Below are 16,262 nucleotides of genomic sequence, written 5' to 3' on the forward strand. Positions count from 1 at the left end.
TTTGATTCTGCAGAACAACAATAATCTGGGAGCCTGCCATGTCGGTCGATCCGCAAAAAATTCTCCGCGAGCTGTTCGACACAGCCATCGCTGCCGCCCACCCCCGTCAAGTCCTCGAACCCTACCTGCCCGCCGACCGTAGCGGCCGGGTGATTGTCATCGGCGCCGGCAAGGCCGCAGCCGCCATGGCCGAAGTGGTCGAGAAAAGCTGGCAGGGCGAAGTCTCTGGCCTGGTCGTCACCCGCTACGGCCACGGCGCCAATTGCCAGAAAATCGAAGTAGTCGAAGCCGCCCACCCGGTCCCCGACGCCGCCGGCCTGGCCGTAGCCAAGCGCGTGCTGGACCTGGTCAGCAACCTCAACGAAGACGACCGCGTCATCTTCCTGCTGTCTGGCGGGGGCTCCGCCCTGCTGGCGCTGCCGGCCGAGGGCCTGACCCTGGCCGACAAGCAACAGATCAACAAGGCACTGCTGAAATCCGGCGCCACCATCGGCGAGATGAACTGCGTGCGCAAGCACCTCTCGGCGATCAAAGGCGGCCGCCTGGCCAAGGCCTGCTGGCCTGCCACCGTTTACACCTATGCGATTTCCGACGTACCGGGCGACCTCGCCACGGTCATCGCCTCCGGCCCCACCGTGGCCGACCCGAGCACTTCAGCCGACGCCCTGGCGATCATCAAACGCTACAACATCGAAGCGCCCAAAGCCGTTATCGACTGGCTCAACAACCCTGCCTCCGAAACCGTCAAAGCCGACGACCCGGCCCTGGCCCGCAGCCACTTCCAGCTAATCGCCAAGCCCCAGCAGTCGCTTGAAGCCGCCGCCGTGAAAGCCCGCCAGGCCGGCTTCAGCCCGCTGATCCTCGGTGACCTGGAAGGCGAATCGCGCGAAGTGGCCAAGGTGCACGCCGGTATCGCCCGGCAGATCGTGCTGCACGGCCAGCCGCTGAAAGCCCCCTGCGTGATCCTGTCCGGCGGCGAAACCACCGTGACCGTGCGCGGCAATGGCCGTGGCGGGCGCAACGCCGAGTTCCTGCTCAGCCTTACCGAAAGCCTGAAAGGCCTGCCGGGTGTGTACGCCCTGGCCGGTGATACCGACGGCATCGATGGCTCGGAAGAAAACGCCGGTGCGTTCATGACCCCAGGCAGCTACGCCCGCGCCGAGGCCCTGGGCCTGTCGGCCAGCGACGAACTGGACAACAACAACGGCTACGGCTATTTCGCCGCGCTGGATGCGCTGATCGTCACCGAACCAACCCGCACCAACGTCAACGATTTCCGCGCCATCCTGATCCTTGAGACTGCCCAATCATGACGCCTGATAAAAAAGTAAAGATCCTCGCCACCCTCGGCCCTGCGATCAAAGGCAAAGACGACATCCGCCAGCTGGTAGAAGCCGGTGTGAACATCTTCCGCCTCAACTTCAGCCACGGCGAACACGCTGACCACGCCTTGCGCTACCAGTGGATCCGCGAAGTCGAGCAGCAGCTCAACCACCCGCTGGGCATCCTCATGGACCTGCAAGGGCCCAAGCTGCGTGTTGGCCGCCTGGCCGAAGGCAAGGTGCAACTGCAGCGTGGTCAGTCATTGCGTCTGGACCTGGACACGACGCCAGGCAACAGCGAGCGGGTCAACCTGCCCCATCCGGAAATCATCGCCGCGCTGGAGCCGGGCATGGACCTGCTGGTGGACGACGGCCGCCTGCGCCTGCGGGTGACCGCCAAGCACGCCGACGCCATCGACACGACCGTGCTGAACGGCGGTGAGCTGTCCGACCGCAAGGGCGTGAACGTGCCGCAAGCGGTACTCGACCTCTCCCCGCTCACCGAAAAAGACCGCCGCGACCTGGCCTTTGGCCTGGAACTGGGCGTGGACTGGGTGGCCCTGTCGTTCGTGCAGCGCCCGGAAGACATCGTCGAAGCCCGCCAGCTGATTGGCGACCGCGCCTACCTGATGGCCAAGATCGAAAAACCATCGGCCGTCGAACAGCTGCAAGCCATCGCCGAACTGGCAGACGCGATCATGGTGGCCCGTGGTGACCTGGGTGTGGAAGTACCCGCCGAAAGCGTGCCGCAGATCCAGAAACGCATCATCGGCACCTGCCGCCAACTGGGCAAGCCGGTAGTAGTGGCCACGCAGATGCTCGAATCCATGCGCTTCTCGCCGGCACCGACCCGTGCCGAAGTCACCGACGTGGCCAACGCTGTAGCGGAAGGTGCCGATGCGGTGATGCTGTCGGCCGAGACCGCCTCGGGCGACTACCCGCTGGAAGCTGTGCAGATGATGAGCAAGATCATCCGCCAGGTGGAGAACGGCCCGGACTACCAGGCCCAGCTCGACGTTGGCCGGCCAAAAGCCGAAGCCACGGTATCGGACGCCATCAGCTGCGCCATCCGCCGTATCAGCGGCATCCTGCCGGTGGCGGTGCTGGTCAACTACAGCGAGTCGGGCGCCTCCACCCTGCGTGCTGCGCGCGAGCGGCCACGGGCACCGATCCTAAACCTGACGCCGAACCTGAACACCGCTCGCCGTCTGAGCGTGGCGTGGGGCGTGCATTCGGTGGTCAACGACCGCCTGCGCCAGGTGGACGAGGTTGTGTCGACTGCGCTGGAGATTGCCCAGGCGCAAGGCATGGCCAGCCGTGGCGACACGCTGTTGATCACGGCCGGTGTGCCTTTCGGCAAGCCGGGATCGACTAACACGCTGCGGATCGAGACCTTGATCTGAGAATGCCGGGGGCGCTTTGCGCCCCTTTCGCGACACAAGGCCGCTCCTACAAGGACCGCGAAACCTTCAAGCTCACGCGCTCCATTTGTAGGAGCGGCCTTGCGTCGCGATTGGAGGGCAAAGCCCTCCCCGAACACCGAAACATCAGACCTGCGGAAAACCCGAGGCCCAAAGAGGCCCACCGCTTCCCTTCAACCTCACTGACTGCCCCATGTACACCAAAAATTTCGTCAACCCGTGCCCCGACTGGGCCACGGCGTTACTCAACGGTTTCAGCCAGGTGCTGCTGCTGCGCAACCCCCTGTGTGGCTTGTGCTGCCTGCTGGCCATCCTATTGACCGCCCCCGACCTGGTCGGCGGCGCCCTGCTCGGTGCCCTCGCCGGGCTGGTCACCGCCCAAGCCCGTGGTTACGACCGCGCCGACCGCCAGGCCGGGCTGTACTGCTACAACGGTGTGCTGATTGGCCTGCTGATCAGCGCCATGCTGCCGTGGTCGGTCATGCTGCCGCCGCTGATCATTGCTGCAGGCGGCCTGTCCAGCATCATCACCCACCAGTGGCGCAAGCGCGGCGGCAAGCTGCTGATCGCCTACACTGCGCCGTTCGTGCTGCTGGGCTGGGCCACGCTGCTGTTCACCAGCCCTTCGCCCAGCGGCTTCGTCGAAGCCGACCCGCTGTATGCTTTGGCGCGGGGTGTGGGCCAGATCTTCCTGCTCGATCAGCCTTTGGCCGGATTGCTGATCATGGTCGGCATGTTCATCGCCAACCCTTACGCCGCGATGTGGGCCGTGATCGGCTCAGCCATTGGTGGCGGTGTGGCATTGCTGGCCGACCAGGCGCAGGCTGCATGGTTGGGCCTGTATGGTTTCAATGCGGCACTGGCGGCGTTGGCCTTTAGCAGGCAGGGTGAAAAGCCGTGGGTGACAATGCTGGCAATTGCCTTGGCCCTGCTGCTGCAACCGGTGTTCACGCTGCTGCCTGTGGCAGGTCTGACTGCGCCCTTTGTCGCCGCCTGCTGGCTGATGCATGCGGGCAACCATCTGGCCCAGCCCAGACAGCGCAATGCCAGCCGCTTGCACAGCTGAAACGCAACCCCTAGGCTCAGCCCATCGTTTTTGTGGACCGAGCCAATGAACAACCCTGCGAGCCTGCGTGAACGGCTCTTCGTTATCGTCTTCCAGACCGACACCGTGGCTGGAAGACGCTTCGACAAAATCCTCCTGCTGATCATCCTCGCCAGCCTGGTCACGGTGATCCTCGACAGCATCGACGAAATACACCAAGGCTACGCCGGCCTGCTCGCCGCCATCGAATGGGGCTTTACCGCGATCTTCCTGGCCGAGTACCTCACCCGCCTGTACTGCTCACCCAAGCCCCTGCGCTATGCCTTCAGTTTCTACGGCCTGGTCGACTTGCTGGCGATCGTGCCGGGGATCATCGCGCTGTACTACAGCGACGCCCAGTACCTGCTGATCATCCGGGTAATCCGGATGCTGCGGATCTTCCGCGTGCTCAAGCTCAGCCCGTACCTCAAGCAGGCCCATTACCTGATGGAGGCACTGCGCGGCAGCAAGCAGAAGATCATCGTGTTTCTGGTCACGGTCTCGACCCTGGTAATCGTGTTCGGCACCTTGATGTATGTGATCGAAGGACCGGAGCATGGCTTTACCAGCATCCCCAAAGGCATCTACTGGGCCATCGTCACCCTCACTACCGTGGGGTTTGGCGATATCGTGCCGAAGACGCCCCTGGGGCAGGTGCTGTCGTCGCTCGTGATGATTACGGGCTACTCAATTATTGCCGTGCCGACCGGTATCTTTACCGCCGAACTGGCCAATGCCATGCGCGGGGAGCAGTTGCAACATGACTGCCCGACCTGCAGCAAGAAAACCCATGAGCATGGCGCCGCCTTCTGTTCCCGGTGTGGGAATGTGCTGTTCCCGAAAACCGAATAAGCAAAGAGCCATTTCGTCTTTAAAGCCCCAAGAACCAAACGCTATAGTCGCTGGCACACTGCCAAACATCTGAACCATAACAAGGAAGCAACGTGAAAAAACTCTTCACCGCCTCGCTGCTCGCCGCAGGCCTGGCCTTGGGCAACCTCGCCCAGGCCGCCCCTACCCTGCTGAACGTTTCCTACGACGTGATGCGCGACTTCTACAAGGACTACAACCCGGCCTTCCAGAAGCACTGGGAAGCCGAGCACAAAGAGAAGGTCAACGTGCAGATGTCCTTCGGCGGCTCCAGCAAGCAGGCGCGTGCAGTGATCGATGGCTTGCCGGCCGACGTCATCACCATGAACATGGCCACCGACATCAACGCCCTGGCCGACAACGGCAAGCTGGTACCGGACAACTGGGTAACCCGCCTGCCGAACAACAGCGCGCCGTTCACTTCGGCCACCGTGTTCATCGTGCGCAAGGGCAACCCGAAAGCCCTGAAAGACTGGCCCGATCTGCTGAAGGACGGTGTGCAGGTGATCGTGCCCAACCCGAAAACCTCGGGTAACGGCCGCTACACCTACCTGTCCGCCTGGGGCTATGTGCTCAAGCAAGGCGGTGACGAGGCCAAGGCCCGTGACTTTGTCGGCAAACTGTTCAAGCAAGCGCCGGTGCTGGATACCGGTGGCCGTGCTGCCACCACCACGTTCATGACCAACCAGATCGGCGACGTGCTGGTCACCTTCGAGAACGAAGCCGAAATGATCGCCCGCGAGTTCGGTCGCGACCAGTTCGAAGTGGTTTACCCAAGCGTGTCGGCCGAGGCCGAGCCACCTGTGAGCGTGGTAGACAAGGTGGTGGCCAAGAAGGGTACCCAGGCCGTGGCCGAGGAATACCTGAAGTACCTGTGGTCGCCAGAAGCCCAGGAGATCGCCGCCAACAACTACCTGCGCCCACGGGATGCGACGGTACTGGCCAAGTACACCGACCGTTTCCCGAAAGTGGACTTCCTGTCGGTGGAGAAAACCTTTGGTGACTGGCGCACCGTGCAGAAGACCCACTTCAATGATGGCGGCGTGTTTGACCAGATCTATACCGGTCAGTAATTGATGTAGGCAGGTCCGGCCCTATCGCCGGCAAGCCAGCTCCCACAGGTACTGCACACGGTTTGGGCATTGTGCAGTACCTGTGGGAGCTGGCTTGCCGGCGATAGGGCCGGTACTGGCAAACTCAGGTCTGACGGAATACCAAAGCCTTCAGCCCCCCGGCCGGGTCTACATCGGGAAACTCCGGCGGGTTCTCCAACCGCTCGACAAACGCCAACGTCGGCGCATGCTCAGCCATCCCCTCGATCAGAAACTCCGGCCCGATCCCCGGGTCGTTCACACACGCCAGCACGGTGCCACCCGCATTCAGCAACTCCGGCAACCGCCGCAGGATCTTCGCGTAATCCTGGGTCAGCACAAAGCTGCCGCGCTGGAAGGTGGGCGGGTCGATGATGATCAGGTCATAAGGCCCGTACTTGCGCACCTTGCCCCACGATTTGAACAGCTCATGCCCCAGGTAAGCCACCCGCGATGCATCGTGGCCATTCAGGCGATGGTTATCACGGCCACGGGACAACGCCGACTTGGCCATGTCCAGGTTCACCACCTGCTCCGCGCCACCGGCAATCGCCGCCACCGAAAAACCGCAGGTGTAGGCGAACAGGTTCAAGACACGCTTGCCGGCTGCCTGCTCGCGCACCCAGCGCCGGCCGTAGCGCATGTCGAGGAACAGGCCATTGTTCTGCCGCACGCCCAGGTCCAGCAGGTAGGTCAGGCCATCCTCGACCACCTCACGCTGCTGGCACGGCTCGCCCAGCAGCCACTGGCCCGGGCTGTCGGGCAGGTAACGGTGCTGAATGAGGATCGCCTGGCCAGACCACTGCGGGCGTTCGGCAAAGGCACGCAACATGGCTTCCAGTTCAGCCAGCTGGCCTTCGGGTGGCTCGCGGAACAGGGCGACCGACAGCACACCCTGCAACCAGTCGACCGTCACTTGCTCCAGGCCCACCCAGCAGCGGCCACGACCGTGGAACAGTCGGCGGGTTTCCTGCGGGGCAGGGTCGAACGCGGCGAGCAGGTGTTGCTCAAGGGTGTGGATCGGCGAAGTCATGGTGGGTCGCAAACAAATGAAAAGGCCGCCATTCTACCCCTTGACCGCCACTTGTGCAGAGCGGAACCACCAGCCCTGCTGCATCCCCGCCGCCGCCACCAGGATCAACCCCACGCCCAGCCACTGCAGCGGCGCCAGCCGATGCCCGAACGCCACCCAGTCCACCAGAATCGCCGCAATCGGGTAGATGAACGACAGCGCCCCGGTCAACGCCGTGGGCAGACGCTGAATGGCACTGTAAAGCAGCACATACATCAGGCCGGTGTGCACCATGCCCAGTGTCAACAAACTGGCCAACGCCGGCACTTCTCCGGGCAACCCGCCAGGCCTGACCCAGGGTGCCAGCATCAGCACACCGGTGGTTACCTGGATCAATGCAATCAGGTGAGGCGGCGTGCCACTCAGGCGCTTGATGATCAGTGCAGCGATTGCGTACAAGAACGCCGCCCCCAACGCCAGTGCAATTCCCAGCAGGTAATCCTCACCGCCACCCTGCCCCGTGCCATGGGCACTGACGATGGCCAGCATGCCGAGGAAGGCGACACTCAGCCAGGTCACCTTGGCCAAGGTGATTTTCTCGCCCAGGAACAGCGCCGCCAGCCCCACCAGCAGAAACGGCTGCACGTTGTACACCGCCGTGCCAATGGCAATCGACGCCCGCGAGTACGAGGCAAACAACAGTAACCAGTTGCCGACAATCGCCACCCCACTCGCAACCGCCAGCAAGAACGCCGTGCGGCTGATCACTCCCGGCCGCAGAAAGCCAAAAACGGCGCAGATCACCAGCAAGGTCACGGCGCCGAACACGCAGCGCCAGAACACCACCTCAAGCACGGGCTGGCCGGACACCAGCACGAACCAGCCGATGGTCCCGGAAATCAGCATGGCAGCGATCATTTCCAGCGAGCCACGGCGCAATGAACTGTCCATCTCACACCTCCCGTTGACGATGGCAACAGTATGCAAAGGATACCGGTGTGCTATCCAGCGGATAACGAAGGCAGATTGGCATACATGCCTTTACTATCAAGGCAAATAACGCGAATTACCTATTGAGGCGACCATGACTGACGCTATCGACCAACTTTTGATCAATGCACTGATGGAGGATTCGCGCCGCTCGCTGAAGGCCCTGGCGCAGGTGAGCGGGCTGTCCGCACCCAGCGTCAGCGAGCGCCTGCGCCGGCTGGAAGAGCGTGGCGTGCTGCGCGGCTACACCGTGGAGGTCGACCCACGCGCGTTTGGCTACCAGTTGCAGGCCATCGTGCGCATCCGCCCGCTGCCGGGGCAGTTGCAGGAGGTGGAGCGGCAGATCATTGCCATCCCCGAGTTCACCGAGTGCGACAAGGTCACCGGCGAGGACTGCTTTATTGCCCGCCTGCATGTGCGCTCCATGGAACAGCTGGACACCCTGCTCGACCGCATCAATGTGCTGGCTGACACCAACACCGCGATCATCAAGAAAAGCCCGGTGAAGCGGCGGTTGCCGCCAATGGATTGAGAGGCGCCACAGGAAAACTTGACTATTTTTTGTACACAAGAATGTCACCTTAAGTGCCATTTTTGTGTGCAATTTTTCCGGTAACGCCCCAATACGTTACACACTACCCTGCAACTAATTTTGACCATTTGATCAACTAATTATCAGTCTAAAAATTTAAACCTGTTTATTTGGTCAACTTATAATTCCTGAATTTCATGAACTTATCTTTCTAAACCCTAGATTCGAAATGATAGCCCTCTAACGCTTGCTCTTTCCTTGGCATGGAACTCGCTTTTGTGTCCTTGTGTTTTGTATACAAACTCGACAAAACATAAATACACAAGAACCCGCGACGCCGGACCAAAACCGGCCGCCGCGCCCAGAACCCTGTGATGCCAAGCTGCACTGACGAGATGGCGAGCCCGTGCGCATGCCCGCTCATCGCAGTCCATGTGCATCAGGAGCCCGCCGGAATGAGTAGCAGCCTCGACCTTGCCCCTGAACTATCCGTCGCCAGCACCCACCCTGCTTCCACACTTGAAGGCAACCAGCCCGCGCTGGCCCTGAGCCCGCGCCTGCATAACCGCGACCTTGCGCCTACCCGTATCGAAGGCCGCCGCTGGGGTGGATACAGCATCTTCGCGTTGTGGACAAACGATGTGCACAATATCGCCAACTATTCGTTCGCCATGGGCTTGTTCGCCCTCGGCCTGGGCGGCTGGCAGATTCTGCTGTCGCTGGCCATTGGCGCAGCGCTGGTGTACTTCTTTATGAACCTGTCCGGCTACATGGGGCAGAAAACCGGCGTTCCCTTCCCGGTCATCAGCCGCATCGCCTTCGGCATCCACGGCGCGCAGATTCCGGCGCTGATCCGCGCCGTCATTGCCATTGCCTGGTTCGGCATCCAGACCTACCTCGCCTCCGTGGTACTGCGCGTGCTCCTGACCGCCGTGTGGCCGCACATGGCAGCCTACGACCATGACAGCATCCTCGGCCTTTCAAGCCTGGGCTGGGTGTGCTTCGTGTCGATCTGGCTGGTGCAGCTGGTGATCCTAGCGTACGGCATGGAGATGGTGCGCCGCTACGAGGGTTTCGCCGGCCCGGTGATCCTGCTGACCGTCTCGGCCCTGGCGGTGTTCATGTACTTCCAGGCCGACACGCGCATCGCCTGGTCGGTGGCTACGCCGCTGACTGGCTACGAGATGTGGCGCAACATCTTTGCCGGCGGTGCGCTGTGGTTGGCGATTTACGGCACCCTGGTGCTGAACTTCTGTGACTTCGCCCGCTCCTCGCCGTGCCGCAAAACCATTCGCGTGGGCAACTTCTGGGGCCTGCCGGTGAACATCCTGGTATTCGCCATCATCACCGTGGTGCTGAGCGGCGCGCAGTTCCAGATCAACGGCCAGATCATCGACAGCCCGACACAGATCGTCGCTGCCATCCCGAGCACACCCTTCCTGGTACTCGGCTGCCTGGCCTTCCTGATCGTCACCGTGGCGGTGAACATCATGGCCAACTTCGTCGCCCCGGCCTTCGTGCTCAGCAACCTGGCGCCGCGTCACCTCAACTTCCGCCGCGCCGGGTTGATCAGTGCCACCGTGGCGGTGCTGATCCTGCCGTGGAACCTGTACAACAGCCCATTGGTGATCGTGTACTTCCTGTCGGGCCTGGGCGCCCTGCTCGGCCCGCTGTACGGGGTGATCATGTCCGACTACTGGTTGCTGCGCAAAGGCTGCATCAACGTGCCGCAGCTCTACAGCGAAGACCCGGCCGGTGCCTACCACTACACCAAGGGCATCAACCTGCGCGCCGTGGCAGCCTTCGTGCCGGCCGCACTGCTGGCCATCGTCCTGGCGCTGGTACCCCACTTCCAGCATGTGGCGCCGTTCTCCTGGCTGATCGGTGCCGGCATCGCCGCCGCCCTGTACCTGCTGATCGCGCCTCGCAACCGTCACTACCACGATGTCAGCGGCGAGTGCATCGCCGTCGACCACAGCAGCCATTGATCAAGGAAGACTGCCCATGCGTATTCTGATTGCCAACGTCAACACCACCGAAGCCATCACCGAGGCCATTGCCGAACAAGCGCGCAGTGTCGCCACCCCCGGCACCGAGATCATTGGCCTCACCCCCTGGTTTGGCGCCGAGTCGGTGGAAGGCAATTTCGAGAGTTACCTGGCTGCCATCGCCGTGATGGACCGGGTGCTGGCCTATGAAGGCCCCTACGACGCCGTGATCCAGGCCGGTTATGGCGAACACGGTCGTGAAGGCTTGCAGGAGCTGCTGAACGTACCGGTAGTGGACATTACCGATGCAGCCGCCAGCACGGCGATGTACCTGGGCCATGCTTACTCGGTGGTGACCACCCTGGACCGCACCGTGCCGCTGATCGAGGACCGCTTGAAGCTCTCCGGGCTGTACGACCGCTGCGCCTCGGTAAGGGCCAGCGGGCTGGCCGTGCTGGAACTGGAAGAAGACCCGCAGCGTGCGGTGGAAGCCATCGTGGAGCAGGCCGAGCGAGCCGTGCGTGATGACAAGGCCGAGGTGATCTGCCTGGGCTGCGGCGGCATGGCCGGGCTGGACGAGCAGATCCGCCAACGCACCGGCGTGCCGGTGGTGGATGGGGTGAGCGCGGCGGTGACCATTGCCGAGTCGCTGGTGCGGATGGGCTTGAGCACCTCCAAGGTACGCACCTATGCCACGCCACGGGCGAAGAAAGTGGTGGGTTGGCCGATGCGGTTCGGGCGCTAGCCCTTTACTTGCCTGTACCGGCCTCTTCGCGGGCACGCCCGCTCCCACAGGACAACCACAAGCCTGAAGACTTTGGGATCCCTGGACTGCCCCCAAGAAGTTGGACACCAATCCAATTTCTTGGGGTGTCCACATGAGCAAGTATTCAGACCAATTCAAGCTTACTGCCGTTCAGGCTTACTTGGAGAGTGGTGAAGGCTTCCGAACAGTAGCCCGCCGATTTTCCGTGGATTTCAGCCTGCTGCGGCGCTGGGTCTCAAGCTTCCAGAAACATGGACAGTTCAGTCTGCGCAAAATAGGCCAGCGGTACAGTGCGACCTACAAGTGCTCAGTCCTTGAGTACATGCACAAGCATCAGCTTTCCTTGCGTCAGACCGCCGCCCATTTCGGTCTCGGCCAGTCCTCGCAGGTAGGCATTTGGGCGCGGCAACACTACAGTGGTGACCCTGCACTGCCTGCTCCCAAGAAAAGAAAACCTGCTGCCATGCCGAAAAAGCCTTATCCCATCAAACCTACGACTTCCGATGACACAGAGAAAAGCCGCGACCAGTTGCTGGCCGAGCTTGAGTGGCTGCGCATGGAGAACGCCTACCTAAAAAAGCTGGAAGAACTGAAGAAGCAGGAACGAAGGCAGCCCAAAAAGCCCTGATCGTCTCGGCGCTCAAGGACCGGTTTCCCTTGGCCGCCGTTCTACAGTTGGCGGATCTGCCACGCAGTACGTTTTATTACCAGCTTCAAGCGCAGGCCAAACCTGACAAGCATGCTGCTCTGAAGCAGATGATTCAGCGTGTCTATCACGAGGAAAAAGGGCTATACGGTTACCGGCGCGTTGCAATCGTGATCCGCAATGGCGGCACCTTGGTTAACAAGAAGGTGGTGGAGCGTTTGATGGTCGAGCTTGATCTTCGCTCACTAGTACGGCCAAAAAAGTACCGGTCGTACAAGGGGGTTGTCGGCACCATCGCGCCCAACCTGCTGGAGCGAAACTTCCTCGCGCAGCGCCCGAATCAGAAGTGGGTGACCGATGTTACCGAGTTCAAAGTGGCTCAGGAAAAGATCTATCTCTCCCCTGTGATGGACTTGTACAACGCCGAAATCGTGGCCTACGAAGTGGCCAGCAGGCCGTGCCTTGGGCTGGTTACCAACATGCTGGACAAGGCCTTCGAGCGCCTGGGAAACAAGCCGAAACTGGTGCTTCACTCAGATCAAGGCTGGCACTACCAACACTCGCAGTACCGCCACAAGCTGGCAGAGCAAGGGCTGAAGCAGAGCATGTCACGCAAAGGAAACTGCCTGGATAATGCGGCTATGGAGAGCTTTTTTGGTACGCTTAAGTCCGAGTTTTTCTACCCGAAGCGCTTCGAGAGCGTTGAAGAACTGAAAGCTGGTCTGGATGAGTACATCCACTACTACAACCATGACCGCATCAAGCTAAAGCTCAATGGCATGAGCCCTGTGAAATACAGGACCCATGCTGCGGCTGCTAGCTGAAACTGTCCAACTTTTCGGGGGCAGTCCACCCTGTGGGAGCGGGTTTACCCGCGAAGAGGCCGGTACAGGTCAGCTCATCATTCGGGCTAACGCTGCACTATAACCTCAGGTCGGGCAGCTGTGCGCACCGTCATTCAGGCCCTGGCGTACGTTACGGCTGAGCAGGCTGGCCTTGCCGTCGTGCCAGGTCAGGGTCAGTACATAGAGGGTATCGAAGTCATCGCCGTTCCAGTCATCGGTAATCACCCGCTCTTCACCCAGCGCCTTGCCGGCCACGGTATTGATCAACTCCGGGAGGTAACCATGCGACCAGGCGGTGTAGATGGTTGCATTGCGGTACTTGTCGCTCAGCAGCTCGTCAGCCAGTTCGTCGGTGTCGTTGGCGCCATAGTCGATGTTTACCGGCAGGCCCAGACGGATGGCGCTGGGGGTAATGGTCATCAACGGGCGGATGTAGCTGTAGCTTTCGTCCTTGCTGCCCTCCTCGACATGCCGCGAAGGGTTGGCAGCAAACACGTAATCGGCCTTGCCAAAGCGCTCGGGCAACACAGTGGCCAGGTCCAGCGCACGGTTCAGGCCTTGGCAGTTCAACTGGCCCAGCCCCTCGCCCGGCTTCTCGGCATGGCGCAGAAACACCAGGGTCTGGGTGCCATCCACCGGTTGCGCACGGCTTTCGACAGCCTCCAGCGCCAGCGGTACGGCGACAGCTGTAAGCACCAGGCTCAGCAGCAAGTGACGGCGACGGCGGAAGAATGTTGGCAACTTCATCAAGGCAGGCTCGTGTGGCAAAGAAAATCGGGTCAACCCGCCACATCGCCCCATCAGCTGCAGGGCGCCCTTGTAGTGAATGCCATCCTTGGCAACGAGTGAGGGTCAGAGTGCCCTGAACCCGTTTGGTTCCTCCCTGGAGCTAGATGCCGTTCCCTAGGCAAGGCCTAGGTTAGGGGATGGGTGTTGCTAAATTATGTATGGAGCAAGAACCTGGGGTTGCTGGATGGTGCCGGGATGTGGGCCTTGAGATTTGCGGTGTTGCTAAAATCGAGCGCCGCCCGCGCGGCGCATCGCGAGCAAGCTCGCTCCTACATCTGTTTCGGGCCAATTATTCCTGTGGGCTTCGCGCGCGAACGCTTTGGCGCATGCCTCGATATCGCGTCGTAAAAACAAGGCGGTCACATAGGATGGTGCGGTCGATACTGGCCCGAAACAGATGTAGGAGCGAGCTTGCTCGCGATGCGCCGCGCGGGCGGCGCTCGATTTCAGCCACACCATAAAAATCCCGTCGTGCATCAGTCGAGGCTCTCACCCCTTGCGCAGGCGGAAATAAGCGGTTGCAAATGCTGCCTTCAGCTCCGAACGGGTTTTCCGGGTGTTTGTAACCACACTCGCCAGTTCACGCGGCAACGAGATTTCCATTCGCGCGCCTGATGCCACCAGCAACGCATTGGCTTCGCGAACCACTCGAGATGAAAAATGCGATTTCATAGAGGACTACCCTGTACGCTCACTGAGCCTACAAGGTTAGCCGACCCTAAATAGCACCTCAATCAGGCATCGATCGATAGAGCGTGTAGTCCTTTTCCTCAATCATCCCGCGTCAGCACATCCAGCAATTCGATCTCGAAGGTCAGGTTCGAATTTGGCGGGATCGCCCCCACGCTGCGCTCGCCATAGCCCAGGTGTGCTGGAACCTGCAGTTTGCGCTTGCCACCAACACGCATGCCCATCAGGCCTTGATCCCAGCCTTTGATCACCCGGCCGGTGCCGATCACGCACTGGAACGGCTTGCCGCGTGACCAGGACGAATCGAACTCGCTGCCGTCGGCCAGCCAGCCGGTGTACTGGGTGGTGATCAGGGCGCCTTTGACGGCGGCTTTGCCATCACCCTCCACCAGGTCGATGATCTGCAGTTCTTGGCTCATGGGCACGCTCCAACGCGGGAAAACAAAGCCGCCCTTTTCTCAGGAATGCACCGGTTTTGCAAGTTTGCGCGGTGTTTCATGCCACCGCTTCGAACCGGGACGCGATGGGTAATCAGCTGTTCTGCTCGAACACCTCTTGGCCAGTCAGTTCCTTGGTCTGGTTGGCGAAGCAGTACCAGGCGGGTTTCTCTTCCACGAAAATCTGCAGGTTGAAATCCCACGCCTGGTCACCGTCGAGCAGGCCGACCGGCACGGCATGGAAGTCGTTGGCCTTGAGCCGGTAATACAGGTGCGTGCCGCACTGGCCGCAAAACGCGCGCTGAGCCCAGTCAGACGACTCATACACCGAGGGCGCACGCCCTTCGATCACCGGGGGCCGGCTGCACTCCACAACCAGCAGCGGGCCGCCAGTCCATTTGCGACACATGCTGCAATGGCAGGCACTGACATGGATGTTGTCTACAGTGACCTTCAGCGTGGTGGCGCCACACAGGCAAGTGCCTTGTTTTTCCAGGGCCATGGCTGGCTCCTTGAACAGGGAAAGAGCCAGCCAGTATAGATGCCTGAACGGGCCTCAGAAGTAGACGGTACCGCGCAGGTACAACGCCGCCCGCCCGCTGATGATTACCCGGCCATTGCCCGGCACTTCGCACTGCAGCTGCCCTTTGCGCACCCCGCCCTGCTCACAGCTCAGTACCCGCTTGCCCAGGCGCTCCGCCCACACCGGTGCCAGCGAGGTGTGCGCCGAACCGGTTACCGGGTCTTCATTCACGCCAACGCGAGGGCCGAACCAGCGGGTGACGAAATCAAAACCACGCCCTGCTGCCGTCACGGCAATACCACGCACGTCGAACGTGTTCAACGCAACGAAGTCCGGCTTCAGGGTGTCGAGGATCAACGCATCATCGATCACCACCACATAATCGTCGCTTTGGTACAACGCCTGTGCCTGGTTCAAACCCAGCGCTTGCAGCAACCCTGCCGGGATATCCACTGCAACCGGCTGCTTGGCCGGGAAATCCATCGCCAGCAGCCCGTCAGCGCCACGGCTGACGCGCAACTCGCCGCTGCGGGTGTTGAAGCGCAGCACCTGCGCGTGCTCGCCCAGATGCTCGAACAGCACATAGGCCGAGGCAAGCGTGGCATGGCCGCACAGGTCAACTTCTACAGTCGGGGTGAACCAGCGCAGGTCGTAGGTTTCACCATTGCGCACGAAATACGCGGTTTCCGACAGGTTGTTCTCTTCGGCGATGCGCTGCAGCACATCGTCCGGCAGCCAGCTTTGCAGCGGAATCACGGCGGCCGGGTTGCCACCGAACGGTTCAGCGGAAAAGGCATCGACCTGGAAGATTTCGAGTTGCATGCACACACTCCTTGTTGCCCGGGTGTTGCCAGGCAGATGGCTGATAAGGGTTACTTGGGTACCTTGCGGCAGTGCGGTGGCCCGCGCATCAGTGTCGAGCGCGCTGGCACGGGCGATATTCATCAGATAGCCTTCGGCGACAGGGCAGTTTTGCGCAAGCCACCTGCGGGTCAATTCGAGGTGCCATTATGCGGAGTGATGGACCAGTACAGTCAACCGAAATAACAAGGTAAAACTGTACTGTACCGCCACACAAAGCCCCGCTTTTGATCTTGATCTTGATCTTGATCTTCGCGACTTCAGGAGGCCGAACGCAGGCCTTGCGGAGGGAGGTGACGGGCATGGATGCCCGTCAAGCGCTGGGCCCCAGGATGGGGCCTGCAGCGCGGTCCTCCCGGGAGCAAGGCCGGAGTGAGGGAACCCCGGAGCGCAGC

At 61.2% G+C, this 16,262-nt stretch carries 17 protein-coding genes; 9 read left to right on the top strand and 8 right to left on the bottom strand.

What is annotated here, in order from left to right; genetic code table 11:
* Window positions 1-38: 38 nt before the first annotated feature.
* From QQ992_RS19840 to QQ992_RS19860, 5 genes are all read left to right on the top strand, one after another.
* On the top strand, window positions 39-1,313 hold the full coding sequence (locus tag QQ992_RS19840; protein WP_119369259.1) for a glycerate kinase type-2 family protein: 1,275 nt from the start codon (window positions 39-41) through the stop codon (window positions 1,311-1,313).
* Complete coding sequence (gene pyk, locus QQ992_RS19845) at window positions 1,310-2,725, top strand: pyruvate kinase (RefSeq protein ID WP_119369258.1); 1,416 nt, start codon at window positions 1,310-1,312, stop codon at window positions 2,723-2,725. The genes QQ992_RS19840 and pyk overlap by 4 nt, the downstream gene beginning before the upstream one ends.
* Before the next feature lie 211 nt (window positions 2,726-2,936).
* Entirely contained in the window at window positions 2,937-3,809 is an 873-nt protein-coding gene (locus QQ992_RS19850; RefSeq protein WP_286110789.1) for an urea transporter, read from the top strand.
* A 45-nt stretch (window positions 3,810-3,854) separates the two neighbouring features.
* A complete protein-coding gene (locus tag QQ992_RS19855) occupies window positions 3,855-4,679 on the top strand; it encodes an ion transporter (protein WP_286110790.1) in 825 nt (274 codons plus the stop codon).
* A gap of 92 nt (window positions 4,680-4,771) precedes the next feature.
* Window positions 4,772-5,770 (top strand): sulfate ABC transporter substrate-binding protein, encoded by a 999-nt coding sequence (locus QQ992_RS19860; protein WP_119369256.1) that lies wholly within the window; start codon window positions 4,772-4,774, stop codon window positions 5,768-5,770.
* 124 nt (window positions 5,771-5,894) lie between these two features.
* Here QQ992_RS19860 and QQ992_RS19865 read toward each other — a convergent pair whose 3' ends face one another.
* On the bottom strand, window positions 5,895-6,821 hold the full coding sequence (locus tag QQ992_RS19865) for a class I SAM-dependent methyltransferase (RefSeq protein ID WP_286110791.1): 927 nt from the start codon (window positions 6,819-6,821) through the stop codon (window positions 5,895-5,897).
* 33 nt (window positions 6,822-6,854) lie between these two features.
* Window positions 6,855-7,751 carry a DMT family transporter gene (locus tag QQ992_RS19870; protein WP_286110792.1) on the bottom strand — a complete coding sequence of 299 codons (897 nt, stop codon included), beginning with the start codon at window positions 7,749-7,751 and terminating at the stop codon, window positions 6,855-6,857.
* Window positions 7,752-7,884: 133 nt separating this feature from the next.
* Between QQ992_RS19870 and QQ992_RS19875 the strand changes: the two genes are divergently transcribed.
* The 4 genes from QQ992_RS19875 to QQ992_RS19890 all read left to right on the top strand — a co-directional run bounded on the left by QQ992_RS19875 (window position 7,885) and on the right by QQ992_RS19890 (window position 12,546).
* Window positions 7,885-8,322, top strand: coding sequence for an Lrp/AsnC family transcriptional regulator (locus tag QQ992_RS19875; RefSeq protein WP_016711747.1), 438 nt, complete (start codon window positions 7,885-7,887; stop codon window positions 8,320-8,322).
* 455 nt (window positions 8,323-8,777) lie between these two features.
* Window positions 8,778-10,310, top strand: coding sequence for an NCS1 family nucleobase:cation symporter-1 (locus QQ992_RS19880; protein ID WP_286110793.1), 1,533 nt, complete (start codon window positions 8,778-8,780; stop codon window positions 10,308-10,310).
* Window positions 10,311-10,326: 16 nt separating this feature from the next.
* Window positions 10,327-11,055, top strand: coding sequence for an aspartate/glutamate racemase family protein (locus QQ992_RS19885; protein ID WP_060499621.1), 729 nt, complete (start codon window positions 10,327-10,329; stop codon window positions 11,053-11,055).
* A gap of 133 nt (window positions 11,056-11,188) precedes the next feature.
* A protein-coding gene (locus QQ992_RS19890) for an IS3 family transposase (RefSeq protein WP_286110417.1) occupies window positions 11,189-12,546 on the top strand; the annotation gives its coding sequence in 2 pieces (ribosomal slippage) (window positions 11,189-11,657 and window positions 11,657-12,546; 1,359 coding nt in all).
* A 105-nt stretch (window positions 12,547-12,651) separates the two neighbouring features.
* On the opposite strand, the gene QQ992_RS19895 is transcribed toward QQ992_RS19890, so the two are convergent.
* From QQ992_RS19895 to QQ992_RS19920, 6 genes are all read right to left on the bottom strand, one after another.
* Window positions 12,652-13,314: a histidine phosphatase family protein gene (locus tag QQ992_RS19895; protein ID WP_105946130.1), complete on the bottom strand. Its 663-nt coding sequence runs from the start codon at window positions 13,312-13,314 to the stop codon at window positions 12,652-12,654.
* Between the two features lie 264 nt (window positions 13,315-13,578).
* Window positions 13,579-13,833: a hypothetical protein gene (locus QQ992_RS19900; protein ID WP_286110794.1), complete on the bottom strand. Its 255-nt coding sequence runs from the start codon at window positions 13,831-13,833 to the stop codon at window positions 13,579-13,581.
* A 12-nt stretch (window positions 13,834-13,845) separates the two neighbouring features.
* On the bottom strand, window positions 13,846-14,028 hold the full coding sequence (locus QQ992_RS19905; RefSeq protein ID WP_286110795.1) for a hypothetical protein: 183 nt from the start codon (window positions 14,026-14,028) through the stop codon (window positions 13,846-13,848).
* Between the two features lie 98 nt (window positions 14,029-14,126).
* Window positions 14,127-14,465 (bottom strand): FKBP-type peptidyl-prolyl cis-trans isomerase, encoded by a 339-nt coding sequence (locus tag QQ992_RS19910; protein ID WP_286110796.1) that lies wholly within the window; start codon window positions 14,463-14,465, stop codon window positions 14,127-14,129.
* A gap of 112 nt (window positions 14,466-14,577) precedes the next feature.
* Window positions 14,578-14,985: a GFA family protein gene (locus QQ992_RS19915; RefSeq protein ID WP_286110797.1), complete on the bottom strand. Its 408-nt coding sequence runs from the start codon at window positions 14,983-14,985 to the stop codon at window positions 14,578-14,580.
* Window positions 14,986-15,039: 54 nt separating this feature from the next.
* Complete coding sequence (locus QQ992_RS19920; protein ID WP_286110798.1) at window positions 15,040-15,828, bottom strand: PhzF family phenazine biosynthesis protein; 789 nt, start codon at window positions 15,826-15,828, stop codon at window positions 15,040-15,042.
* Window positions 15,829-16,262: the final 434 nt, after the last annotated feature.

Source organism: Pseudomonas kurunegalensis (genome assembly GCF_030291635.1).
GTDB classification, from domain to species: domain Bacteria; phylum Pseudomonadota; class Gammaproteobacteria; order Pseudomonadales; family Pseudomonadaceae; genus Aquipseudomonas; species Aquipseudomonas monteilii.